We start from the raw sequence: 25,118 nt of genomic DNA, 5'->3' as shown, positions 1-25,118 counted from the left end.
CCCGATGGGTTAAGCCAAAACCATCTAAGTATCCCCATAAAAAGAAAAATGCCAGTCAGCTTAACTGACTGGCATTAGGCTATTTAGCCCACTTTTTTATTGGGCAGCTTATTTAAAGTTAGCAATACTTGTTTTTGTAGCAGTAACTGTGCGAATTGCATGCGCTTGGTTTGTAATACCAAATGCAATACCGTTTACGCTCCAGCCAGGGTTAGAGAAGTAATCGTACTGAGTAGCGCTACCGTAAACGTGCGGGTAAGCCATTATACTTGCAAACTCGTTTTGTACGCCGTGACCCATGCCATCTACATATACACCGCCAGACGTATCACCTTGTTTGCGTGAATGCGCTAAACCTTGGTTATGACCAAGTTCGTGTACAAATGTCGTTGCACCACAATCAATTGCAGTGATTGAGTACATACGGCTGCTCATTGAGCTGTATAGATTGCCATTAGTGCCTTGGCCAACCCATGCTAAACCACATGAAATAAGCCCATTGCCAGCACTTTGACCAGTACCTAATACGGCAATCATGTCGGCTTTCCAATCGCTGCGTAAACCATCTACGTAGCTGCTATTTGTAACCGAATCTAACCAATCCTCAGACGGCGTTACTGCATAGTCACCTAAGTTTTGTTTGCCAGCTAAGCGTAGTGTTATATCAACGCCATTTTGGCTATATACCTGATTACTAAAAGCAATTAGTTGATTTATTTTAGTGTCAATATTGCTAGTTGCAGCAGCTGATTGGTCGGTATATAAAATACCGATATCGATTGTTTCTGCTTGTGCAACACTTGCTGCACATAATGCCGCAGCCAGTGCGGTTGTTGTGATTACTTTTTTCATTATTGTATTTCCTTACTCTTGTTGTGGTTGGAACTTGTTTTTAACTTGGTTGATCTCATAAAAAGCAGACACACTAAAGCTGCCCTATAGTGCGGCTTTAGTTGTTTTTTATATTTTGATTATTGGTTAGCCATCAATTTTTGGTGCAAATATATCGATGCTTTTATCTGATTTGGGTTTTGGTGCGGTTACATCATGCTCTATGTGGCTTTTATATAAATCGCGTTTTGCTGCAATCCATCCGTACTTACCTTTACTTTCGAATACATAATTGCCAGAAGGCGCAGTAAATTGACCATATACGGCATCTTTACCTACCGTTAAAACGGTATTATGCATGCGGCCATCAACACCCACTATTTTGCCAAATATGCTCTTATCGCCATTTTCAGACTCAACCACATTAGTCACTTCTGCGGTGAATGTTTCGGCTGTTTGCGGAATAGCTAAATCAAAATTTTCGCCAGTCTCTAACGCCTGTAAAGAATTTAAATCAAACTCAATATAGGCCTCGTTATGTAAGTCGGTAGGTAAAACTTTTGCGTTTATAAGCACTTGCTTTGCTTTGTCGGATAGGCGATTTACGGCATCAAATTCTTCAAACGGTAAGCTGTTGTCAGGGGCAATAATAGGTTTAACGGTAATTGGATCTTTACTCATATCAATAGGTGCAGGGGGATGTGTATTGCGCGTTTTTTGTAAATCAATAGGAACAAAATCAATAGCAACAGGCGCGATAGGTTCGCCCGTTTCATCTGCATTAAAAAATAGCCCATAAACTGCAAATGCCGATAATGGTATAGCAATTAGTAAGACGACAGATCTCTTCATTTGTTTCTCTTTTAGTGTTTTTAGTTAACTGTTTGTTATGTTTTATATTATTAAATGGATTAGATCAAGATAATAAATGTAACCGAAAAGAATTAATTCTAAATTTCATAATTCCTTATAAAATATAAGGATATTTATTTTTGGTATGTTTTTCACTCTTTTTAGTGTTGGTTTTTTATAGGGTTTATGCGGCCTTTGGCGCGTTTGTGGGTACTTGTTTGTTTAGTTAAATACAATGGTTAAAAGTGACTTTTTGACGTTAATTACAATGAAAAATAAAAAGTGAATTTTTTTCACTCTTTGTAAACTAATCGCTAATTGCAATGCATTTATCGGGCACGTATGTTGTGTGCTGCATAAATGGCATTACGAGGGATTTATGAAGGTGTCTGATCAGTTGCTTAACCGAATTACAGCAGGGCTTGTGGCTGTAATTATTGGTTTTTCGAGTTCCATTGCATTGATTTATCAGGTGGTGATAACCCTTGGAGGCACGCCTGATTTAGTAGCTAGTTGGATTTTAATGCTTGGTTTAGTGATGGGCACAACGTCAATAGGTTTGTCGTACTATTACAAAGTGCCTGTTTTAATTGCGTGGTCTACCACGGGGGCTGCATTACTGATTTCAAGTGCACAAGGGTATAACTTAAACGAGGCTATTGGCGCGTTTATGCTCAGTGCATTGCTCGTTTTTTTGTCGGGGGTGACGGGCTGGTTTGAAAAAATAATGAACCGTATTCCAAGTGAGCTTGCGTGCGCCATGTTGGCCGGCGTACTTGTTACCTTTGGTATCGATGTGTTTAATTTTATGAACGACATGCCTTTAGTGATTGGCTTAATGGTTGTTATGTACTTTATTGGTAAACGCTTTTTTGCCCGTTTTGCTATGTTAAGTGTGCTTATTATAGGTGTACTACTCGCTTGGCAAATGGGCCATATTGATACCAGCGCACTGCACTGGAAAATGAGCGAATTTGCTTATATTGAACCCGTTTTTCACTTGCAAGCATGCATTAGCATAGGTTTACCACTTTATATAGTTACCATGACCTCGCAAAATTTACCGGGTATTGCTGTTTTAAAAGCGCATAAATATAAAGCGCCTATATCTGCATCTCTTAATGTGACTGGTTTTGTAAATATACTTACCGCCCCGTTTGGAGCTTATTCTATTAATTTAGCCGCTATTACTGCTGCTATTTGTATGAGTGATGAAGCGGATGAAAATCATGATAAACGTTATTGGGCGAGTATAGCGGCGGGCGCATTTTATATTTTAATGGCGCTGTGCGCGGCTACATTAGTTGGGTTGGTAGCAAGTTTACCGCAGGCACTTATTTTAGCTTTGGCGGGCATTGCGCTATTTGGCACCATTGCTAATAGTTTGCAGCAAGCCCTTAGTAGTACTAAATATACGGAGGCCGCAATTGTTACTTTTTTAGTAACTGCATCTAACTTAACATTACTCTCAGTGGGGTCTGCTTTTTGGGGAATTATAGCAGGTGTGCTTACGCTTCTTATCACCCAAAAAGACTAAAAGCTTTATTGTGTACAAAGAGCCGTTGGTGAGTATTTAAAACAAAATTATAGTTTATTTATATCATTAAAATAACTTAACTAAGCTTATAAAAAAGGCTGCAATTGCAGCCTTTAGTTTTATAAAACAAGATTTACCTAATCAAAAGTATGATGGCGAGTTACACTAAACCGATTAAGTATATGGTGCATAATATACACAACGCACAGACTTAATATTATAGCCACCGATACCGAGCTAAACCGGTACATTGCGCTATAAACAAGATCTTGGCCTGGTCCGAGTGAGTTCCCAAATAAAATACCAAACGTAGTCAACACACCAAAACCAATACCAGGTATGCCTCCGCCTAAAATATGAAAACGCGCAAAAAGAAACGAAAGTATCCATAAAATAGCCATCGGAAAAAGTAAAAAATCAGAGTGACTATACAAAAATAGTTGCGATAGTAACGCTGCATTACACCCTATAAGCGTTCCAATTGCTCGCTGCCAACCAGCCATACCTGCGGCTTTCCAGCATAATGAAAACAGAATAAGCACAGAAGCTGCCTGCGCAGATATTGAGTCTTGTAAATCAAGAACCTGAAAAACCACAAAAGAGAGCGTAGCCACGGTTGAGCATAACAATACCTCATGGCGAATACTTTCTTTTGCTTTAGCTGGCATTACTCGCCCGGGCCTTGCGGTTACATCAGGAAATAGGCCATGCATTAATGCTCCAATAACAACGGTTAAAAATATAGCCAAACCATTAGTTAAAATTAACGGATAAATACTACTTCCTTCATCAACATAGCTCGAAAAATGCAGCTGAATAGAAAGGCTTATCACGCCTAAAGCGCCAAATAAAAAGGCACTACCGCTACTCATTTGGTAAAATAAAAAGCAAAAAACACCAAACACTAATAATGTCATAACGACTGGTAAGTGAGAAAACAATCCCTGCATTATCAGCACTATAAGCGCGCTAAATGCAGCAGATGCTATAAATTGATTTATAAGCCCACGACTTAACGTAGGTACCATGCCCAATATCAACATAGGATAAACGGTAAAAAATATACCATTAGGCCAGTTCATTAATTTACTAATAGTAAAGCCAAGGGTGCATCCACCTGCAATGCGTAGTGCTTGGCGAAGGCCATTAGAGTCTAATTGTGGGCCTTGGCTAACAATTTGAGTCATAAAGTCTCCATTAATAAATGTAGTGTAACCAGCTAATAAACCTAATTTGTGCAGAGCCAAACCATTGCCCAATTGTCGATTCTGGTAATAATTGTACTGTTGCACGTGACCCGCTCGGCATGTTTGCTATTAAGTCTTGATGATTTACGAGCTTTAAATGAATGCGTTGACGCTGTGCATCGCGTACCCAACGATTGCTGGTTTCTGTTGTACTTAGTAAACCATTTGCACTAAGTTGACCGTTGCTAACACCTGCTTCAAATGTTTCTAGTATTGCGTCGTAAACTTCACCTGGGCGGCTATCAAATACTACGCGCGCTTGAGTGCCTTGCTTCATATTTGAGAGTGACTTTTCTCTAAAGTCGGCAACTAAATCGGCTTTTTTAGCGACAATAGCTAATAATGGGCTACCTGCAACAGCATACGCGCCGTCTAATAACTGTAAGTTAGCAACTACGCCGTCACTTAGTGCACGTACTTGCGTGTAGGATAAATTTAACTCAGCCTGCGCTAACTGGTTAGCAGCATGACGCATAGCTAAGTTTTTATTACCTGAGTCACCTCTAGCTAAAACTGCTTCAGCTAACTGCGCTTCTAGAGCCGCAACATTTGCTTTACTGGCTTCAAAGTTAGCACGAATGCTTTCAAGCTCTTGCTCCGATATAGACTTTTGAGTATAGAGTTTTTCGCCTCTGCTTTTTAATAGCTTTTGCTCATGCTGCTTAGCATTTGCAGCACTAATTTGTGCTTCAAGGGCTTTAACATTGGTATCAAGACGCTTATTTTGTAATTTGGCATCATCAAGCGCGAGTTGAGCTTGCTCTTTGGCTAAATTATATGGGCCTTCATCGATACTAAATAATATATCGCCCGCTTTAACTGGTTGGTTATTATTAACTTGCACACTAGTGACTCGGCCACTAATTTGCGGTGATATTTGCACAACAGGGTGGTATACACGTGCCTGTGGTGTCACAGGTAAAACCATATCGGCCACTAAATAGTAAATAAATACTAAGATAAACCCTATGAGAGAAAACCTTACATAGCGTGCAAACTTTTGATCCGGTGTCATTTTTAGCCTTACTTATTAACTTGAATACATTTAAGGGCGTTTTGCTCTATTTTGATCAAACCAAATGCAATGGCATCTAGCTGCTCAACAGATAAACCGCTGTATAACTGATTTTTTATATCGGAAATGGTCTCTTGCAATGAATGTAAAATGGCATCACTTTGCTCAGTAAAATAGAGTCTTTTACTGCGCTTATCATGTTTGTCTACACGGCGAACGATTAACGATTGCTCCTCTAATTGCTTAAGCGTGCGAGTCAGTGAAGGCATTTCTATCCCTAAGCTATTAGCAAGTTCAAGTTGTGTTAGTCCCTCACCACGCATATTTATATGCATTAGTGCAGTCCAGCGCGACTGAGTAAGCCCCAAAGGCTCAACAGCAATGGTTACTGCTTCGCGGCATAAGCGATGAACTCGGCCCATATTACCGATAACGGTTAAATCGAGCGTCTCGTGAAAAGGTTTTTGTGTAGGCATAGCCATCCCAACATAGTTAGCAAGCTAACTATTTTATCATTACTTAGCAAGCTAAGTAAATATGCGTAAGTGCGAGAAGTGGCAAAATATTTGCTAAACCTCACCTGTAAAAAAATGGTGAGGTTTAGGGAGTTTTAAAAGTTAAGTAAATTAGCTGGGGAGTATTGATCGGTAAGTACTTTTGTATCTGCAGGCCAATCTTGGCCGTCTTTAGTAAAGTGCATAAGTTGGCTAATCGCTTTTATATCTACACCGTATTTTACTAATTTAGGGGCGAGAGCATTAACACGCGTGTTAATTTGCGCTTCGCTCGGTATTGATTTAAGTCCCGCTAAAATAATACGGTTGCTGCGATTTTCGCGGCTTACATTTATAAAGTCGCCAAATACAGCGTGGTAAGTTGCCGACTCATGCTCATAAAGTTTACTACTTGAAAACGTATTTGCGGCAATAACGCCACCATCGGCTAATACGCTTTGTACTTCTTCAAAAAACTCTTTAGTGAGCAAATGCTCCGGAATATAGTCACCGTTAAACGCATCCAAAATAATCCAATCGTACTTTTGCTTTTTAATAGCGGCGCGCTTTATAAAAATACGGCCATCTTGCACGCTTGATGTCACTAAGTCGTTTTCTATAAAGTTAAAGTAATCGCGTGCAACTTTAGTTACTGCAGGATCTATTTCAACATTATGAATATTTGCAGTGGGGTATAGCTCATGAATAACATTAGAAAGCGTACCGCCACCTAATCCTATAATAAGTACACTTTTAGGGTTGTCGGTTACTAAAAGGCTCGCAAACGTCAATTTTGTGTAATTAAAAACAAGTTTGTCGGGATTGCTTTTATACATGCAACTTTGGCTTGTTTGGCTACTTTTAGTATTAAATTTAAGGCAACGTAAGTCGCTCGTTTCTTCAACAATAATATTGCGATAAAGCGAGCGTTCTTCATGAATAACCTTACTAAACGCAGAACCTGAAAACACAATTAATGGCAGTAGCAAATATTTAAGCATGAGCAAGCCCCTTATTATTAACCAAGGTATTAATAACAATCGCGACTAAACCCAGTGCCCCAAGTGTTAAAGCAAAGGCGCTAATAATTGTATTTACGTCAAACGCGAGCACAAAGTAAAACGAGGTAATAATAGTACCCAGGGCACTGCCAAGCGTACTTACAAAGTATAAACGCCCAGCCACTTGGCCGCTTTTATCGCTATCTGTTACCAGTAAGCGCACAGAGTAGGGCGAGATCATGCCTAAAATAACGGTAGGTATAAAAAATAAAGCAGTTGACGCTAAGAGTGAGCCGTAGCGGCTATCTTCAATATGGGTAAATATAAATTCCATTATAGGCTGCGAAAATAATGTAATAGGAACAACCATAATGCTGGCAATTAAAAATATTAAACCATATTTGGTAAGGGATGCATTTTTAGTGCTGAGTTTACCACCAAGTAAATACCCAAAAGATAAACTAAGCATAAACACAGTAATTATACTGCCCCAAATATGCACGCTACTGCCAAAAAAGGGGGCAAGAATCCTCCCACCTAAAAGCTCAATGCCCATTATGCAAAAGCCGCTGCAAAAAGCTAAAAAGTAAATTAACGCGTTTGTTTTTATGCTCATGTAATTATCGTTATGTAACTTAAGTAGAACACTATACTAACGTGATGCATACAAAGCTGCTAGGGTAATAATTAACCTAAGTTTAATTTAAAAAAGAAGTTTTGTTATAGCAATTTGTTAGTTAGTTGAATTCTGATCTATTTAGCTTGCCTAGGCCCTCGCGATTTAACACTTAAGACGCTTTTTCATTTAAATTAATTTTCTTAAGTTTTCTTTAAGTTTCACTCGTTAAGTTTAAACCCTGAAATATAAACAGGTTTAAATGAGCGAGCTTATGCAATTAGCCCACACTTCTACATCATTAGGTTTAACACAAAATAACAGTCAATTTATTAGTGCTCGTATTAATGATGTGCATCGAAAAAATCTCGAAAACACAGTGAAAGAAGGTTTTTTAGTTGCGTATAACGCTAAGCTTACCTCTTTTATGCCACTACTTTGCCAATACGTTACCGAGCAAGGAAAGTGCACGTTAGGGCTAAGGCAAGCAACTTCGCCATTGTTTATTGAGCAATATTTAGCATCACCCGTTGAAGATTTTTTAGATGAGAGCATTTCTCGCAATAAGATTTTTGAACTTGGTAATCTCTGCTCTACAAATCGAAGAGCAACACTTGCACATTTTATTATTGTTAACGAAGCTCTGCAAAGTGTGGGGGCAAAACATTTAGTGTTTTGTGCAACCAACAAAGTGCGTGCTTTATTGCGCTTACTTGGTGTTACGTGTACCGAAATTGCACTTGCGAGCAGTTTTGTAGTTGAGAACCCATTAAAGTGGGGCAGCTATTACGCCAACCAACCAACAGTATGCATTGTGAGCCTAGAGCAAGCTCACCAACAAGTATTAAATACCCCAATGCTTTATAGTTTGATGCAGCAAAACCACTCAAATATCAATTCTTTGGTAAACGCATTGGTGAATGTATGAACTACTATAATACTCATTCAGTATCGCCATTAATTATTGCCCATAATAAAGATCTAACACGTGAAATTAACGGTGATGAGTTTAACCAGCAAATACAAAAAGTAGTAAAAATACTACAAAGCTTTAACGGCAAATGTGTCGCTTATAAGCTCGATAATACGCCAGCTTGGCTTGTTATTGATGCCGCTACTGCGGTTTCTAATAAAGTGGCTGTGCCAATTGCTCACTTTTTTAGTGAACAACAAACTCAATATGTACTAGCGCAATGCGGCGCTAATGTATTTATGAGCGACACGCTAAACCCTTTATTTGGGGAGCCGACCGCATCAATCAATTTATTTGAGTGTTACACATTATATATTTACGAAATTGTTGCAGCTAAACCCGTCAGTTATTTTCCAGAAACTCAAAAAGTAACGTTTACATCAGGCTCTACTGGACAACCAAAAGGCGTGTGTTTATCTGCAAAGAGCCAAATGCAGGTAGCTCAATCTCTGTGCGATAAAATTAATATTAAAAAGCCTGTGCATTTATGTTTATTGCCGCTTGCTGTGTTACTTGAAAATATAGCCGGTGTATATGCGCCTTTAAAAAGTGGCGGTACAGTGCATTTAATGCCGTTAAATGAATTAGGCTTTATTGGAACTGCATTAAAACAGCCCGCACAACTTATTGCTGCTATTGATAAAGTTAAGCCAAATACGCTTATTTTAGTGCCAGAACTATTAGCATGCTTAGTTGCTTTTGCAGAAGATGGATGGCAACCGCCTAGTTCGTTACAGTTTCTTGCTGTGGGTGGTGCGCTTGTCAGCGAAATGCTAATAGTTAAAGCGCGTAGCTTAAACTTACCAGTGTACCAAGGTTATGGGCTTTCTGAGGCGGCATCTGTCGTTAGTTTAAATACACCCACAAACGATAACCTCCACAGTGCCGGCTCTGTGTTACCTCATATTCAAACTAAAATTGAAAATGGTCAGCTTTTTATAAAAGGCGATTTGTTTTTAGGTTACTTAAACCATCAACCTCACAACAAAAACCACTGGTATGCAACCGGCGATCTGGTCGATCAGCATCAAAACACCTTATTTATTAAAGGCCGATTAAAAAACCTAATTATTACCAGTATGGGGCGCAACATTAGTGCCGAGTGGCCTGAGTCACTATTACTAAGTCAAAGCGGTATTTTACAAGCGGTTGTATTTGGTGAGGGGCAACCTTTTCTGAGTGCCATTATTTACGCCGATACAAAGCTAAGTAACCCAGTGTTAGAGCAATACATTAACGCAATTAATAAACAACTACCCGACTATGCACGAATTCAAAAATGGCATCGTTTAACTGCCCCATTAAGTGTGCAACAAGGATTATTAACAACAAATAATCGTCCAAAACGAGATGCCATAAGTAAGCAGTACCATGCTGTGTTTGAGCAATTTTACCGACTTGGAGAAGTAATTAATGAGTGATTTTTTTAACACCCTTAAAGAGCAAACTAAACAAGAACAAAACTATCTGCTTGCAGCGCCTATTATCCAGCGTGTTTTTAAAGGCGAAGCATCACTTGAAGAATACGCCTCGTTTTTAGCACAAGCGTATCACCATGTTAAGCACACCGTGCCATTAATGATGTCAGTTGGTGCACGATTAACTGACGATCAAGAATGGCTGCGCGAAGCGGTCGCAGAATACATTGAAGAAGAAATAGGCCATCAAGAGTGGATACTTAACGATATTGCAGCCTGTAGTTTTAATAAAGAAGCAGTGAGGTGTAGCAAGCCGCAATACGCTACCGAAATGATGGTGTCGTATGCGTACGACTCCATTGCACGTAAAAATCCGTTGAGCTTTTTTGGCATGGTGCATGTGCTTGAAGGCACTTCTATAGCGCTTGCTGATGGCGCGGCTTCAAACATTGCAAATGCTGTGGACTTACCTAAAAAAGCATTTAGTTATTTAACCTCTCACGGCGCGCTTGATATAGAGCATGTAAAGTTTTTTGAAAACCTAATGAACCAAATAACAGATGAGGCGGATCAAGAAGCCATACTTCATGGTGCAAAGCGCTTTTATCGTTTATACGGCGATATATTTCGTGGACTCGATGATGAACCGTTTTTTAAAGCAAGTGCACAAGGCAAATCGGCATGAGCAGCTCTTTATGTGTGCTAACTGGTGCAACAGGCGGAATAGGGCAAGCAATTGCTAAAGCCCTATATGCAAAAGGGTGGACGTTACTGCTTGTAGGGCGTAATACGCAAGCTCTTGAAAAACTGAGCCGTGAATGCCCAGACAGTGAAACATTTACTGGCGATTTAACCGACGATACAACACGCATTAACTTAGCCATAAAAGCCAAGCAACTCGGTGGCGTTAAATTACTTATTAATAACGCTGGCGTAAATACGATGCAAAGCCTTGAGCACACAAGTAATGAGCAAATAGATAATATGCTGACTACTAATTTGTCGGTACCTATTAAATTATGCCAACTATTTTTAGGGCAGTTACAATATACCAAAGGCACCATTGTTAACGTGGGATCATCGTTTGGCAGTATTGGTTACCCGTTTCAAACACTTTATTGCGCCAGTAAATTTGGTTTACGTGGTTTTACAGAAGCGTTATCGCGTGAGTTGAATGGTTCAGGCGTTAAAGTGACCTATTTAGCACCAAGAGCAACAGATACCTCTATTAATAGCAGTAAAGCGCGGGCAATGAATAAAGAGCTCGGTAATAAAATGGACTCGCCAGAATTAGTTGCTCAAGAGTTATTAGCACTTATAAGTTCGAACCAAACAAGGCGCTTTATTGGTTTTCCTGAAAAATTATTTGCACGCATAAATGGCGCATTCCCAAGCGTTGTTGATAACGCTATTGCAAAACAACTTCCTAAAATCAAACGCTTTTTAAGTTAACAAACACATACAAGGGCAAAATTATGTATAAATTTACACTCGCATTATATTTAATATTAACGGCTGTATTTACGACCGCAGTACAGGCAGATGAAGCGCAAGACTTAACCTCAATTCAACAAAAGTGGGCAATTGCCAACTACGAACTTGAAGACGATGCGCAAATAGACGCGTTTACGCAACTAAGTGAGCAAAGCGCGTTATTTGTTAAAAACTACCCAAGCTCAGCACAAACACATATTTGGAATGGAATTGTGTTAGCTAGCTTTGCAGGTGCAAAAGGGGGCTTGGGTGCACTTGGTTTGGCAAAAGAGGCAAAAGTGTCACTTGAAAATGCACTCTCAATAGATGGCACTGCATTAAATGGCTCAGCTTACGCAAGCCTTGCAACGCTTTACAGTAAAGTACCTGGTTGGCCAATTGGTTTTGGTGATGACGACAAAGCTGAAAAATTATTTAAACAAGCGCTCGCTTTTAATCTCGAAGGCATTGATACTAATTACTTATACGGTGAATATTTGTATGACGAAGGCGATTATAAACAAGCTAAAGCACGACTACTTGTAGCACAAGCTGCGGGCATTCGTGATACTCGTGCAAAAGCAGATGAATATCGCCAACAAGCAATAAGCCAGCTATTGGTAAAAGTAGATAAAAAACTAAAAAGATAAACACATAATGCATTTATTACTCGTTGAGGATGATCATTTAGTGGCGCAAGGGCTTATTCGCTCTTTGCGTCAAGAGGGCTACAGTGTAGAGCATAGTGGCACAGTTAAGCATGCCTTAGAGTGCCTTTCTAGTGGTGAAATTGAGCTTGTTATTCTCGATTTAGGATTACCTGACGGCGATGGCTCGCAAGTTTTAAAGCATATTAAAGCGCAAAAAAAAGTAATACCGGTGGTTATTTTAACTGCTCGCAGCAGTATTGACGACAAAGTCCAAGGGCTTGACATGGGCGCTGACGATTACCTTGCAAAGCCGTTTGACCCCGCTGAGCTATTTGCCCGTTTACGTGTAGCAAGTCGGCGCATTAACCAAACACAATCAAGCTTATTGCGCTGTGGTGATGTAGTAATGGATACATCTGCTCATACAGTTACACAAAGTGGGCAGTCACTTACACTACCGCGGAAAGAATACATGCTTTTAAAAGCGCTGATGGAAAATCAGGGAAGGGTGCAATCAAAACAACAACTCGAAAATAAACTTTACCAATGGGGTGAAGAAGTTGGCTCTAATGCCATAGAGGTCCATATTCATCATCTTCGTAAAAAATTCCCTAGCGATTTTATTAAAACCTTACGTGGCATTGGCTACGTAGTTGGTAAGCGTTAGGGTGTGTTTATCTTTCGAGGTTGAAAATGTCTATTCGTAAACGCCTGACCTTAATTTTACTTTCAATGATGGTGCTAACTTGCTTTTTAGCATTAGTAAAAGGCTATCAAAAAAGCATGCACCACGGCGAAAACTTGCTTGATAATGAACTTAAAATAGTGGCTGGCGTTTTAATTGAGCAACCATTGGTACTAAGCACAGATGCAGTACAAGTAAGTAATAATAGCGCTCAGTTGTTGTATCAAATTTGGCAAAATAATAATTTACTTAGTGGCTCATCGAGTTTAACGAATAACCAAATTAGTTTTAGCGAGGGCTTTCAAACAGCCAATGTAGCAGGGCAGCGTATGCGGGTATTTGTGATGAGTAAAAACACCCGTAAAGTCATTGTTGCTGAACCTATGGCAAAGCGTTTTGAATTAGCTGAAGCCGTTATTTTATCTGCAATGTTACCTATGCTATGGGCAGTCCCTCTGCTTGCTATTTTTATTAGCTTTTTTGTTAAATACGCATTAGCCCCTCTTACCCGATTATCTAAGCAGTTGGCGTCTCGCCAAGCTAACGACTTTACGCCAATTAACTGGCAAGTAACTGACGAAGAAATTAAACCGGTTATTAATCGTTTAAACGACTTATTTAAACGCGTAGAAACCGCTTACTTACGAGAGCGCTTTTTTGCCTCAGATGCAGCTCACGAATTACGTACCCCGCTCAGTAGCTTAAAAATTAATGTACATAATTTGGCTAATAAACAAAGTAATCTGCAAGACCATCAAGAATTACAAGCCATGTCGCAGGGCATTAACCGCTTAAGTAATATTGTTGAACAAATGCTAATTTTAGGGCGCACCCAGCCTGAGCAATGGCAGAAGCAGTTTAGCGAGCAATCATTGCTAACCATTACCCAACAAGCCGTGTCGGAGCAATACGATAAAATAGACGAAAAAAACCAAACGATTAGCCTCGAAGGCGATGATTTTGTAATTAATGGTGATGAGTTTACATTAACGACCCTTATCTCTAACTTGCTCAGTAATGCGATTAAATACACACCTAGTAACGGTCAAATTATAATTAAATTAGCATCAAGTAATAATGACTATAGTTGGCAAATTGATGATTCTGGTGCGGGGATGACTGAAGAGCAAAAAGACCGAATATTTAATCGCTTTTATCGCGTAGGTGGCGATCAACATCCATCAGGCGAGCAAGGTGCCGGTTTAGGTATGGCGATTGTTCAACACATTATTGCTATTTATGACGCAAAAATTCATTTAGCGAATAGCTCTTTAGGTGGATTAACCGTTAAGGTTACTTTTACAGGAGTAAAAAGTGACTAAACGTTTATTCAATCAATGTCTTTGTTGTTTGCTATTTTTGTCGTTTAACGCGGCGAGTAAAGAGTACCTTATTATTTTAAAAGATCATTTGTTTTATCCCTCGCAAATAATTATTCCCGCAAATAAAAAAGTAAAACTATTGATAGAAAACCAAGACAGCACACCAGAAGAGTTTGATAGCTTTGATCTAAACAGAGAAAAAGTACTCTACCCAAATCGTAAAAGCATTATTTATATAGGACCGCTAAGTAAAGGGCATTACGAGTTTTTTGGTGAGTTTTCGCCAAATACAGCAAGGGGCGTTGTTATAGTTAGCGATGAAGGGGCGCAGCATGCTAATAACTAGTTTAGTCATGAGCCTTAACCAATTACTACCTGTGGCTATTTTATTAGTATTACTACAAGTAGTTAAAAAACAGAGCTCTTTGCGAATATATTCTGCTTTATTAATAGGCGCGGTAATGTCGTTTTTGTACATGCAAAGTGCGTCGTGGGTGAGCCAGTGGTTTGAACACCAAGGGTTAGAGTACTCACAAATAGGGCTATGTATCACTATATTTATTGCTGTATTGGTATTTGCACTAAAGCAAAAGTCAGCGGCATTTTATATCGCAGTTATAAGCACAATAACGCTCTATTTAAGCCATTATATTATTTACCTCACCAGTTTTTGGCAAAATAGTGATGCAGGGCAAAGCTTATTTATTGGCACTTTATTAGGTGTTGGAATTTGTTTAAGTTTTAGCGTATTGCTGTACTTTTTAATGAATGCAATTAAGCACCGTTTTGGTATGTACCCGCTTTTTACTTTGCTTGCTTTTAACAGCGCGGCTAAGTTATTAGTTGCATTGGATTTGGCAAGCCAAATAGATTTAATTACAAACACCTCAACAGTGTGGGATTTACGCTATGTATTAAGCGAAAACTCTGAGCTAGGCCGCGTACTGCGTGCTCTTGTTGGTTACGAGGCCACTCCTGATTTAATGAGTGTACTTATATATAGTACAAGCAGCGTGTTATTTTTATTACTTTGTTATGTTATTCCGGCTTCAATAACTAAGGAACGTGTATGAAAGCACTCAACCTATATTTAGCGCTTAGTTTTACCGCTCTTTGTTTGTTGGTATTCTCAATCCAAGCAAAGGCTGATGGTATTGTTGTTGATAAGGTATATCACCCCTATGTTTTGCCTTTTGAGCGTGAATTTGAGTGGCGATTAGTGTCGCACCAAACAGATAGTGGCAACATACTAGCGCAGCGTTTGGGTGGTGGCGGTGCTATTAACGATACAATGGCACTCGAAGGCTATTTAGTTGGTGAGCGAGACGATAACGGCGATTTTGGATTAGAAGCTTATGAGCTTGAGCTACGTTGGCAATTAATTGAACAAGGTAAATTATGGGCTGATTGGGGCGCGTTATTTGAGCTTGAAAAAAAACATAACGAAGATGTGTATGAGGCAACCTCGGGTTTTGTGATCGAAAAAGAATTTGGAAAAACAAGTCTTACGCTAAATGCTTTTTTGGTTTATGAGTGGGGGCAAGACATTAAAAACGAATGGGAAAGTGAGTTTAGAGCACAATATCGCTATCGATATCGCTCTGCTTTCCAGCCTTCTATAGAGGTTTACCTAGGTGAAGACTTTATTGGTATAGGGCCTGGCTTTATAGGTTTACAGCGCTTTGATGGGCAAAAGCAATTAAAATGGGAAGCGGGTTTCATCACTGAGATAAGCCAATCAGAAAAAAACCATAGTTTTAGGCTCGCATTAGAATTTGAATTTTAATAACCAATGATAGCTGTTTTGGTTGTTTATCATTCTGATTATAGATAGGTACTTGACATATTATTTAAACTCTATATAGTGGGCCGCAGCTAGAAAGAAAGCATGTAAGCTATAAATCTCCATTTCGATATAAGTAATACTTGTAGTACCGTCCTGAAGTTTTTAAAGTACCATCTCATTTTTTGCTACACCCGCTCTTATGAGCATATTTTTATTTTTATTTCAGGATATTACAATGTCTAACATCGTATCAGGTACAGTTAAGTGGTTTAACGAGTCTAAAGGTTTTGGTTTCATCGAGCAAGAAAATGGCCCAGACGTTTTCGCACATTTCTCAGCAATCAAAAGCGAAGGTTTCAAAACTTTAGCTGAAGGCCAACGTGTAGAGTTTACTCTTTCACAAGGTCAAAAAGGTCCACAAGCTGATAACATCACAGCTGTATAATTTTACTTTTTAAGTAAAATGAAAAAAAAGCGCTTAAGGCGCTTTTTTTGTGTCTGAAATTTGACTCAAACCAAGCAACGTCCATTATCAATGTAAATTAACTAAATGATATTGCTATTATTAAGCCCCTCCTAATATTTATTTTTCTATTCTTCTAAGTCATTGCGTGCGCTAATGCAAGTGAGTTTAAGCTTGTAATTTATACCGAACATTTCTCCCTTATAATTTCAAAACAACAAATTCAAAACGACAAAGACCAGCTTGTTAGTAGTACTTTCGATATTGTAAAAGATATTTGCACAGCTATTGATATAACCTGCGAGTTTAAATTGCTTCTTTGGAAGGGGGCTTATAACTTAGTTCATAAAGACCCTCACTTAGGCATTGTTTCAATAGCGAAAACACCGAACGTGAACCTCTATTTATTGGAATTGGTATTAGTATAAATAATCAAAAAGATGCAAAGCAGTTTTCTTTAAAATTGTAAGGGGTGATATATACGAATCATAGTAAATTAAATTGGTTTTAAAGCGGGTAAAAACTTACTAATGTTTGGAGGCGAAAACAATATATGGATTTGTTTTTAAAAAGAAAAATAGATCTAATTTTGGGCTCATAATGACAATAATGCATCAGCTGGAACCTTTGACTATAAAGTGGGGAAGGTGCTGAAAGGCTGTAAAAATTATATCTTTGTGCGCTTGCTAGCAATTGCATCGCATTTAATAAGTAAGTAGTTGTGCGTGTCATAAAGCGATTTAACAAAGAATATAAAAAGTTAAAAATGAAAGATGATTTTGCCGCCTATAAGCATACTTACCTTCAATGATTTATCTTTCATAAGGCAGCCCTTTATTTTGCTTTATTTTTAAAAATGCAGCTTGCAGTGCTTCTATTAAATGCATATCTGTTTTTTTATTCGCAGCTAAATAAGCATCAATTGTTAGCTCATCTATTTTATAAATAAACTTTAAGTGTGCTGGTTCAAGCTTTAAATAGTCGCTCATCTGCTGCATATATAATGGATCGTCTACTATTAAATCTACTTTTTTAGCTAATAGTAAAGAGTATGATTTTTGAATATCAGAGGTTAAAACAACTTCAAATCCAAGTTTCGTGAGGGTTTGTGTTGAAAAGTCATTGCGTTGCATTGCAATTTTATACACTTTTGCTTGTTCAGTATTATTTATAATAAGATCATCACGCTCTGATAGGCCGATAAAGCCTAGTTCAAAACGTCCGACAGGTCCTATCCAATAAAATTTATTTTCTCGCTCTACAGTGCGTGCAAGGCTGTATATAAAGGTGTTTTTTAACTCATCTGCAATTTTATAAGCACGTGCCCAAGGATACATTTGAATGTTAGGTGTGAGATCAGCCTCAGCAAATATATCTCTAATAAACTGAGTACCTTCACCTGCTACCTCGCCATTAATCAATACTTGGTTTGGTGGTGCTAACTCTGTAACAACAAGCAGGGCTTCCTTTGCTTGAACATACACAGAGCAAATTAAAAAAAGAGAATAAAGAATATATTTCACAATAGCGAATCGTCATTCGGTTAGCTTAAGTAATAATAAGTGTGGCTGAAAATATGAAAAACACAAAAATTATTTATGTGAACTTGTTACTAAGATATTGGTTTATTTGAGTTATGTATAACTATAAAGGGGGCTAGATAGATAAGTGGCTTGGGGTTTGAAGTAGTTGAGGCTAAAAATTAAGGCCTAAAACGATAAAAGGGCCTTGCGGCCCTTGGTGAAGTATCGTTCAAGTCAGATAGAGCTTTAACCCCTTAAAGCGCTATCCTCTTGTTTTGCAACACCGGTGTTCATCTCAATAAGTTTCTAAGCTAGCGAGAGGAAAAACCCAGCAATTGCTGCGCTCATAAGGTTAGCCATAGATCCTGCTAACACTGCTCTGAGCCCTAAGCGTGCGATATCCTTCCGCCGACTAGGCGCCATACCGCCTAACCCACCTAGTAAAATGGCTATCGATGATAAGTTAGCAAACCCACATAAAGCAAAAGTAACGATTGCTTGTGTGTGCGCGCTTAACGTATCGCGATAATTTATAAAGTCTAAGTAAGCAACAAACTCGTTTACTACTATCTTTTGACCAATAAAGCTGCCGGCTATAATCGCTTCATCCCATGGCACACCTAGTAACCATGCAACTGGAGCAAATACATAACCTAATATTTCTTGAAGCGTTAATGTTGGGTAATCAAACCACCCGCCAATACCGCCTAATAAACCGTTTAATAATGCAATTAGCGCTACAAAAGCAAGTAACATTGCACCTACATTAAGTGCTAAATGCATACCGTTTGCAGCACCTGATGCAGCTGCATCAATTACATTTACAGGTTTATCTTCGTCATCTAAATCTAAATCAGCTAAGTTATCTCTAGGCGTTTCAGTTTCTGGCACAATCATCTTGGCCATTAAGAAACCACCTGGTGCAGCCATAAAGCTCGCAGCAATAAGATACTTAAGATCTACGCCAATAATTACGTAACCGGCCATTACAGAGCCTGCTACAGTGGCTAAGCCACCTACCATTACTGCAAACAATTCCGATTTTGTCATCGTTGCTATAAATGGCTTAACTATTAACGGTGCTTCAGTTTGGCCTACAAAAATATTTGCAGTTGCTGAAAGCGATTCTGTGCGAGAGGTCTTCAATAATTTTTGTAAACCGCCGCCTAAAATCCTAATTATCCAATCCATAATGCCAAGGTGATATAACACAGCAACAAGCGCTGAGAAAAACACGATAACTGGCAAAACTTGAATTGCAAAAATAAAACCTAATGTGTCTTGTGAGGCGAGTGGACCAAATAAAAACCCAATACCATCATTAGCATAACCAATAACCGACGAGACGGCTGATGACATGCTAGTTAACACATTTTTTCCTGCTTCGAAAAACAGAACAAAACCGCCTATAACAATTTGCATCGCAAATGCTATACCAACGGTTCTTAAATTAATTGCCTTGCGATTAGTTGACGCAGCAAAGGCAATGCTTAGTAGCACACACATGCCTACTAAGCTCATAAATGTTGTCATACAAATGTTTCCCGTTGTTATTCTTGTAGTAAATATTTAATTTTACTTTTTATTATATCAATCGCAACGCGGTTCATGCCGCCTCGAGTCACAACTAAATCAGCATTATGCTTAGAAGGCTCAATGAATTGATAAAACATCGGTCTAACAGTTGCCTGATATTGCTCAACAACAGATTGTAATGTTCTGCCTCGTTGCTCCATATCACGTTGCATACGACGCATTAAACAAATATCTAAAGGTGTGTCTATAAACACCTTAATATCAAATTCTTTATTAAGCGCTTTATCACTCAATAGTAAAATACCTTCAACAATCAGTATTTTAGCAGCTGGCACTCGGCGTGTGGTTGCGCTACGCGTGTGCTGTGCATAATCATACGTTGGTACTTCTACTGAGTTACCACAACGAAGTTGCGTTAAATGCTCAAGCATTAATGCGTGTTCAAATGCATCTGGATGGTCGTAATTTGTTTGCGTACGATGAGCCATCGGCAAATGCGACTGATCCTTGTAATAAGCATCTTCTTCAATAATGGCGATAGCGCCTGGTTCAAGCTCATTAACCAATTCATTGTAAATTGTTTGGCTAAAAAGGGATTTTCCCGACGCTGATGCGCCTGCAATGGCTATAATAGTAGTTCGTGTCACTAAAGTTCTCATCCACACAGAAAGATATATTGTTGGTAGATCACAATAGCAAAAAAGACACGATTAATCTCTTTTGCTTCGCTCAAGGGTGCAAATTTATAATGTTTAGGTTTTATGAAACAGGACTTTTGTCCTGTACGGAAAATTCGATCAGCGGATAAAGTAACCACCTAGAATCAAAGTGAGGTCAAAATGGCAAGAGCAATTATTTTAATGGCAGATAGCCTAGGAATCGGTGCAGCACCAGATGCAGATAAATTCGGCGATCTTGGGGCTAATACATTCGCTCACTTACTAAAAGCATATTACGACGAAACAGGCAGTGCGCTGTCGCTTCCTAACCTATCAAAACTTGGGTTAGTGGATGCATGCGAAGCTGCCGGTGGCGAACCGTGTTTAATTTCAGACCGCCAAGCTCCTCAAGGTGCATGGGGTTACGCTAAAGAAATCTCTAGCGGAAAAGACACGCCATCAGGTCATTGGGAAATGGCAGGCGTACCGGTGTTATTTGATTGGGGATATTTCCCAAAAACACAGCCAAGTTTCCCACAAGAATTTATAGACGAGTTTATTGCTCGTACAGGTATTCCTGGTATTTTAGGCAATTGCCATGCATCAGGAACTACCATTTTAGAACAGCTAGGTGAAGAGCACGTAAAAACAGGTAAACCAATCTGTTACACCTCAGCTGATAGCGTGTTTCAAATAGCCGCGCATGAAGAGTCATTCGGCCTAGAGAAGCTTTATCAAGTTTGCGAAATCGCACGGGCGCTACTTGATGAAATGAATATAGGACGAGTGATTGCGCGGCCATTTTTGGGTTCAAATAGCCAAGACTTTGCTCGAACGGGTAATCGTCGTGACTATTCAGTACTTCCGCCTGCACCAACATTGCTAGATGTACTAGCAAAAGACGGCGGCGAAGTAATTAGTATTGGTAAAATTTCAGATATTTACGCGCATCAGGGCATAACCCAAAAGCATAAAGCACCTGGGCTTATGAACTTGCTAGAAAAAACCAGCGAAGTAATGGAAAGCGCGCCAGATCGTAGCTTAATCTTTACTAACCTAGTTGATTTTGATGAAAAATTTGGTCATCGTCGTAATCCAGTAGGATACGCAAAAGCATTAAAAGAATTTGATGACTATTTACCAACTATACTAAATCAGTTAAAAGCAGATGACGTATTAATGATCACTGCAGATCATGGCTGTGACCCAACCTTTCCAGGTTCTGAGCACACTCGTGAATACGTACCTGTTATTGCATACCAACCAGGTATGAGTAACACACCATTAGGTGAACGCAACAGCTTTGCAGATATAGGTCAAACACTGGCACAGTGGTTTAGCTTATCTGCGCTTGATTACGGCGACAGCTTTTTAAATGAGCTAAAAACGCCAAATAAAAAGGAAAACAATTAATGAGTACTCCGCATATCAGTGCAAACGTTGGTGATTTCGCCGAAACAGTATTAATGCCAGGCGATCCGCTACGTGCGCAATATATTGCTGAAAACTTTTTAGATGATGCAGTACAAGTTACAGGCGTTCGTAACATGTACGGTTTCACTGGTACTTACAAAGGTAAGCCAGTAAGTATCATGGGTTCAGGCATGGGCATTCCATCAATGTCTATTTATGCACGTGAGCTAATTGTAAGCTTTGGCGTTAAAAATATTATACGTATTGGTACGTGTGGCGGTATTGGCACAGATATCAAAATTCGTGACGTAATTTTTGCACAAGGTGCAAGCACAGATTCAAACGTAAACCGTGCACGCGTACGTGGCTACGATTTTGCTGCTATTGCTAACTTTGACCTACTTTTAAACGGCGTAAACGCTGCTAAAGAGCTAGGAATTAAAGCAAAAGTAGGTAACGTATTTACGACAGACACATTCTATCAAGCAGATGATTCGTTCTATAAAGACTTAGACAAGTTAGGCATGCTAGCAGTAGATATGGAAACAGCAGGCTTATACGGCGTTGCAGCTGAATACGGCGCAAACGCAATGGCATTATTTACAGTAAGTGACCACGTAATCACTGGCGAAGCAACACCTGCTGATGAGCGTCAAAGCACGTTTAACGAAATGGTTAAAATTGCATTAGAGTCAATAGCTTAAATAACACATAACAGTTCCTTGGTAACGTATTCACTAAGTTTTGGAGACACGCCCAAAGTGAAGTGAGACTAAACCTCCAAAGCCGCATTTTATGCGGCTTTTTTTATGCCTGAAGAAAATGGGTAGCAGCTTCTAATTACTTATACCAATTCGCTTAATTAAGTGATCTATTTTGAGGATGGAAAAACGTGTTGATAGCTAGGCAAAAAATTCGCTATTTAGTTGTTCTAAATGAGAATTTTTTAACGCAGGTAGCGACACGTTTAGCCCCTAAAAATGATTAAGTATTATTGCGGGTTGGTATTAATTCAACCATCTAAAAACTGCGTTTTTAAACGCCTGCAAGCAGCGCGTCTACAGGTAAATTAAACTGCTGAGTGTAAGTTTCTCAGGTAGGCGCTAAGCTTGCTCGCGCGACAAGCGAAGCTTCTAATTACTTAATCACCCATCCTAAAAACTACGTTTTTAAACGCCCGCAAGCAGCGCGTCTACAAGTGAATTTTAACCACCGCGTTAAGTTTTCCACGTAGGCGCTAAGCTTGCTCGCGCGCGAAGCACAGCTTCTAATTACTTAAGCTAACTACTCTAAAAGCGCAGCATCTCTAAACCTATTTGTGTATAACAGCCCTAAAAAAAATATGCACGCAGAGAAGAAAAAGAGGAGCAAATGAGAAGAGCAAAACCAATGCTGACTCGGCATTATAAAAGTACAAGCGTTGCTTTAAATGCTTGTAACCTGCGCGAATAGCAGTGTTTATACCAAGTTTAGAGTATGACTTGTTGCTCATGTTAGAAGCACAGTTTCTGATTGTTTTTATTATTTTAACTTCTAAGCTCTTCTCTAAAAGCGCAGCGTCTCTAAACCTCTTTGTGAATTAATCACTTTAGGTCTTAACTCTACGGTAGAGCAGAGTTTGTAGAGCGCAGTAAAGCTTCTAATTATACCAATCTGCTTATATATGGGGTCTATTTAACGTTAAGAAAATTAAGCTAGAACTAGGCAAAAACTTTTGTATCTAGTTGTTCTAAATAAAAAATTTTTAACGACGTTATAGTGCAATTTAATTCGTTAAATTGATCAAAAATTTATGCAGGTTGGTATTACCCAACAAACATAACCTTTAAAAACAAAAAAAGGGCCAAGGCCCTTTTTTATGATGTTGCGCCTAATCATACAGGCCAAATACTGAGTGCTTAAACAACTTCACCAGCTACTATCGTATTAAAGCTGTCGTTGTCATGTAAGCTTGCAAATGCGCTCTCATGTAATAGCTCATTACGTAAATTTGGAGAGTATTCAAGTGCCATTTTAATGTCGGCTAATGCATCAGCATGCTTATGTGTTAGCGCATAAGCACATGCTCGTTGCCAATAGGCATAACCATAGACACTATCTATATCAATGGCTTGATTACACAACTCAATGGCTTGTGCTGTTTCATTTATTTCTAATAACGCATCGGCCTTATAAGCAATGGCTTCAACATCCTCTGGTTTGCGTTTTAAAATCTCATCAAATATTTCAATTTTATTAGCAAAATCACTTTCTAAATTGGCGCGCATCCATAACGAATGAACCTCGTTGGTAACTGATATGCGCTCTTGGTTACTGAGTATTTCTTCTGAGCGTACGCGTAGTTTTTCTTCAAGAATTTTTAATCGGTCTTCATACTCGTCAGTAATTACACTTACACGTGTATTTACAATATCTTCTACTTTGTTTTTAACATCGCGTAGTGAGTTCCAGCCCACTAAAACCAAAATAGAAGCCGTAGCGGTAATTATAAAAAATACATTATTAATAGTATCGGTAGTGTATGTTAATGCGCGATCTGCAGTATCAAGCTGTGCATGAGTAACTTGCTTAGTTACATCCTCACGGAGTTTTTGTTGATCTTGCCTTACGGCTTTTAGCTCGTCGAGTATGTAGCGCTCCATTAGCGGTTTAAACATAGACTCTTTAAGTTGTTTGAGGGCTTGTTGCTCTTGTTGTGCTGTAGGGGCTGCTGGTTTTTGTTCAGCAGAATTTACTATGCCCGAAAAAAAAGTTAAACAAACAAAAAGTGTAGATAGGTAATAACGCATCGGTACGCCTAATTAAATTAATTACTGTAATAACTTTAACATGCAGGGCTGAATGGCACTAGGGCGCGTTGACTTTTCAGGATTAAAATTGACCTAATTTAGATAGGAGTAATAGTTGTAAGAATTTTTTAGCCTAGTGAGCTTAGCAATAACAGGTTAAAGCATGAGCATTTTGCTAATACTTAGTTGGTTTTAAGAAAAAATAGGCAAAAAAAACCAGCTCAATATGAGCTGGCAAAAACTGCTTAAAACAACAATATGTCGTAGGGATTCACAGGAGAACAACTTCATACTAACTGAATCTTTATGAACAAATACTTAATTCAATTCAATTAGTTAAAAATATAAGAATACTCAAAGTATTCGGTTTATAAAGTAAAGGTGCATTGGGCTTAAGTAATGCACCTTTATAATTATAACTATATAACTACAATTTCATGGTGAAGGGGGGTATTCCAATGTGCGCTTCAAATAAATTAAAGCCACTTTCAAACCCTTCACATACCATTACGCCGAAATTTTTCAATTCGATCACAGGTCTAGTAAAAAGGTTAAGGTTAATTCACTAATTTTTTTTATCTTACGTAATACCTTACACGAGCGTCATCAGATTTATTTTTACTATTATTTTGAATGTAATTACAAAGCTATTGTTAAATACATCATTAGCAAAAGGCCAATCAAAAATATAAATTGGAGCAATCGTTTTAAATAGTATGTTGAGGCTGGCGTAGCATAATTTATGCGCCTATATTAAGGATACGTAAGTGTTTAGGCAGGCACACTAAATAATAAGTAAGCCGATTAAATAAAAATAACCGTTACTTTTTAAAAA

The 25,118-nt window shown here is 38.7% G+C and carries 25 protein-coding genes; 14 read left to right on the top strand and 11 right to left on the bottom strand.

Annotated features, from left to right (window positions below; all coding sequences use genetic code 11):
• Positions 1-108 precede the first annotated feature (108 nt).
• Both I6F54_RS13105 and I6F54_RS13100 read right to left on the bottom strand, forming a co-directional pair.
• Positions 109-852, bottom strand: coding sequence for a zinc-dependent metalloprotease family protein (locus I6F54_RS13105; protein WP_007583576.1), 744 nt, complete (start codon positions 850-852; stop codon positions 109-111).
• Between the two features lie 126 nt (positions 853-978).
• Positions 979-1,683, bottom strand: coding sequence for a hypothetical protein (locus I6F54_RS13100; protein ID WP_165728809.1), 705 nt, complete (start codon positions 1,681-1,683; stop codon positions 979-981).
• Positions 1,684-2,062: 379 nt separating this feature from the next.
• Between I6F54_RS13100 and I6F54_RS13095 the strand changes: the two genes are divergently transcribed.
• Complete coding sequence (locus I6F54_RS13095) at positions 2,063-3,220, top strand: benzoate/H(+) symporter BenE family transporter (protein WP_165728808.1); 1,158 nt, start codon at positions 2,063-2,065, stop codon at positions 3,218-3,220.
• A gap of 137 nt (positions 3,221-3,357) precedes the next feature.
• Here I6F54_RS13095 and I6F54_RS13090 read toward each other — a convergent pair whose 3' ends face one another.
• From I6F54_RS13090 to I6F54_RS13070, 5 genes are all read right to left on the bottom strand, one after another.
• Entirely contained in the window at positions 3,358-4,407 is a 1,050-nt protein-coding gene (locus I6F54_RS13090; protein WP_007583570.1) for a DUF2955 domain-containing protein, read from the bottom strand.
• Between the two features lie 10 nt (positions 4,408-4,417).
• The gene (locus I6F54_RS13085) at positions 4,418-5,482 is read right to left on the bottom strand and encodes an HlyD family secretion protein (RefSeq protein ID WP_121953524.1); all 1,065 of its coding nucleotides are present in this window, start codon (positions 5,480-5,482) and stop codon (positions 4,418-4,420) included.
• An 8-nt stretch (positions 5,483-5,490) separates the two neighbouring features.
• A complete protein-coding gene (locus tag I6F54_RS13080) occupies positions 5,491-5,958 on the bottom strand; it encodes a MarR family transcriptional regulator (RefSeq protein WP_007583567.1) in 468 nt (155 codons plus the stop codon).
• Between the two features lie 134 nt (positions 5,959-6,092).
• A complete protein-coding gene (locus I6F54_RS13075; protein ID WP_024592422.1) occupies positions 6,093-6,977 on the bottom strand; it encodes a spermidine synthase in 885 nt (294 codons plus the stop codon).
• Complete coding sequence (locus I6F54_RS13070) at positions 6,970-7,593, bottom strand: fused MFS/spermidine synthase (RefSeq protein ID WP_007583564.1); 624 nt, start codon at positions 7,591-7,593, stop codon at positions 6,970-6,972. Before I6F54_RS13070 ends, I6F54_RS13075 begins: the two co-directional genes overlap by 8 nt.
• A gap of 274 nt (positions 7,594-7,867) precedes the next feature.
• Here I6F54_RS13070 and I6F54_RS13065 point away from each other — a divergent pair, with 274 nt between their 5' ends.
• From I6F54_RS13065 to I6F54_RS13015, 11 genes are all read left to right on the top strand, one after another.
• Entirely contained in the window at positions 7,868-8,521 is a 654-nt protein-coding gene (locus I6F54_RS13065) for a thermostable hemolysin (RefSeq protein ID WP_166377574.1), read from the top strand.
• On the top strand, positions 8,518-9,987 hold the full coding sequence (locus I6F54_RS13060; RefSeq protein ID WP_197141698.1) for an AMP-binding protein: 1,470 nt from the start codon (positions 8,518-8,520) through the stop codon (positions 9,985-9,987). The genes I6F54_RS13065 and I6F54_RS13060 overlap by 4 nt, the downstream gene beginning before the upstream one ends.
• On the top strand, positions 9,980-10,669 hold the full coding sequence (locus tag I6F54_RS13055; RefSeq protein ID WP_197141696.1) for a TenA family transcriptional regulator: 690 nt from the start codon (positions 9,980-9,982) through the stop codon (positions 10,667-10,669). Before I6F54_RS13060 ends, I6F54_RS13055 begins: the two co-directional genes overlap by 8 nt.
• Positions 10,666-11,436 carry an SDR family oxidoreductase gene (locus I6F54_RS13050; RefSeq protein WP_165740509.1) on the top strand — a complete coding sequence of 257 codons (771 nt, stop codon included), beginning with the start codon at positions 10,666-10,668 and terminating at the stop codon, positions 11,434-11,436. Before I6F54_RS13055 ends, I6F54_RS13050 begins: the two co-directional genes overlap by 4 nt.
• A 23-nt stretch (positions 11,437-11,459) precedes the next feature.
• Entirely contained in the window at positions 11,460-12,107 is a 648-nt protein-coding gene (locus I6F54_RS13045; RefSeq protein WP_165740510.1) for a hypothetical protein, read from the top strand.
• Positions 12,108-12,114: 7 nt separating this feature from the next.
• Entirely contained in the window at positions 12,115-12,774 is a 660-nt protein-coding gene (locus I6F54_RS13040) for a response regulator (RefSeq protein ID WP_165728803.1), read from the top strand.
• 26 nt (positions 12,775-12,800) lie between these two features.
• Positions 12,801-14,114: an ATP-binding protein gene (locus I6F54_RS13035; RefSeq protein ID WP_165728802.1), complete on the top strand. Its 1,314-nt coding sequence runs from the start codon at positions 12,801-12,803 to the stop codon at positions 14,112-14,114.
• Positions 14,107-14,460, top strand: a complete 354-nt coding sequence (locus tag I6F54_RS13030) for a cupredoxin domain-containing protein (protein ID WP_024591521.1) — start codon at positions 14,107-14,109, stop codon at positions 14,458-14,460. The genes I6F54_RS13035 and I6F54_RS13030 overlap by 8 nt, the downstream gene beginning before the upstream one ends.
• Entirely contained in the window at positions 14,447-15,187 is a 741-nt protein-coding gene (locus I6F54_RS13025; protein WP_197141694.1) for an iron transporter, read from the top strand. The genes I6F54_RS13030 and I6F54_RS13025 overlap by 14 nt, the downstream gene beginning before the upstream one ends.
• The gene (locus I6F54_RS13020; protein ID WP_165740513.1) at positions 15,184-15,900 is read left to right on the top strand and encodes a hypothetical protein; all 717 of its coding nucleotides are present in this window, start codon (positions 15,184-15,186) and stop codon (positions 15,898-15,900) included. Before I6F54_RS13025 ends, I6F54_RS13020 begins: the two co-directional genes overlap by 4 nt.
• Positions 15,901-16,135: 235 nt before the next feature.
• Positions 16,136-16,345 carry a cold-shock protein gene (locus tag I6F54_RS13015; protein WP_002959120.1) on the top strand — a complete coding sequence of 70 codons (210 nt, stop codon included), beginning with the start codon at positions 16,136-16,138 and terminating at the stop codon, positions 16,343-16,345.
• Between the two features lie 830 nt (positions 16,346-17,175).
• On the opposite strand, the gene I6F54_RS13010 is transcribed toward I6F54_RS13015, so the two are convergent.
• The 3 genes from I6F54_RS13010 to udk all read right to left on the bottom strand — a co-directional run bounded on the left by I6F54_RS13010 (position 17,176) and on the right by udk (position 20,069).
• Positions 17,176-17,886 (bottom strand): substrate-binding periplasmic protein, encoded by a 711-nt coding sequence (locus I6F54_RS13010; RefSeq protein WP_197141692.1) that lies wholly within the window; start codon positions 17,884-17,886, stop codon positions 17,176-17,178.
• Between the two features lie 306 nt (positions 17,887-18,192).
• Entirely contained in the window at positions 18,193-19,419 is a 1,227-nt protein-coding gene (locus I6F54_RS13005) for a NupC/NupG family nucleoside CNT transporter (RefSeq protein ID WP_007583535.1), read from the bottom strand.
• A gap of 17 nt (positions 19,420-19,436) precedes the next feature.
• Positions 19,437-20,069, bottom strand: coding sequence for a uridine kinase (gene udk, locus I6F54_RS13000; RefSeq protein WP_007583533.1), 633 nt, complete (start codon positions 20,067-20,069; stop codon positions 19,437-19,439).
• 192 nt (positions 20,070-20,261) lie between these two features.
• Here udk and I6F54_RS12995 point away from each other — a divergent pair, with 192 nt between their 5' ends.
• Together I6F54_RS12995 and deoD are read left to right on the top strand one after the other, a co-directional pair.
• Positions 20,262-21,494: a phosphopentomutase gene (locus I6F54_RS12995; RefSeq protein WP_010555228.1), complete on the top strand. Its 1,233-nt coding sequence runs from the start codon at positions 20,262-20,264 to the stop codon at positions 21,492-21,494.
• Positions 21,494-22,198 carry a purine-nucleoside phosphorylase gene (gene deoD, locus I6F54_RS12990; protein ID WP_002959109.1) on the top strand — a complete coding sequence of 235 codons (705 nt, stop codon included), beginning with the start codon at positions 21,494-21,496 and terminating at the stop codon, positions 22,196-22,198. Before I6F54_RS12995 ends, deoD begins: the two co-directional genes overlap by 1 nt.
• Positions 22,199-23,392: 1,194 nt before the next feature.
• On the opposite strand, the gene I6F54_RS12985 is transcribed toward deoD, so the two are convergent.
• On the bottom strand, positions 23,393-24,283 hold the full coding sequence (locus I6F54_RS12985; protein WP_007583526.1) for a tetratricopeptide repeat protein: 891 nt from the start codon (positions 24,281-24,283) through the stop codon (positions 23,393-23,395).
• Between the last annotated feature and the right edge of the window lie 835 nt (positions 24,284-25,118).

It is taken from the genome of Pseudoalteromonas sp. SWXJZ10B (genome assembly GCF_015864475.1).
Taxonomy (GTDB): domain Bacteria; phylum Pseudomonadota; class Gammaproteobacteria; order Enterobacterales; family Alteromonadaceae; genus Pseudoalteromonas; species Pseudoalteromonas arctica.
The sequence above is the reverse complement of the archived record's forward strand: the minus strand, read 5'-3'. Positions and strand labels throughout refer to the sequence as shown.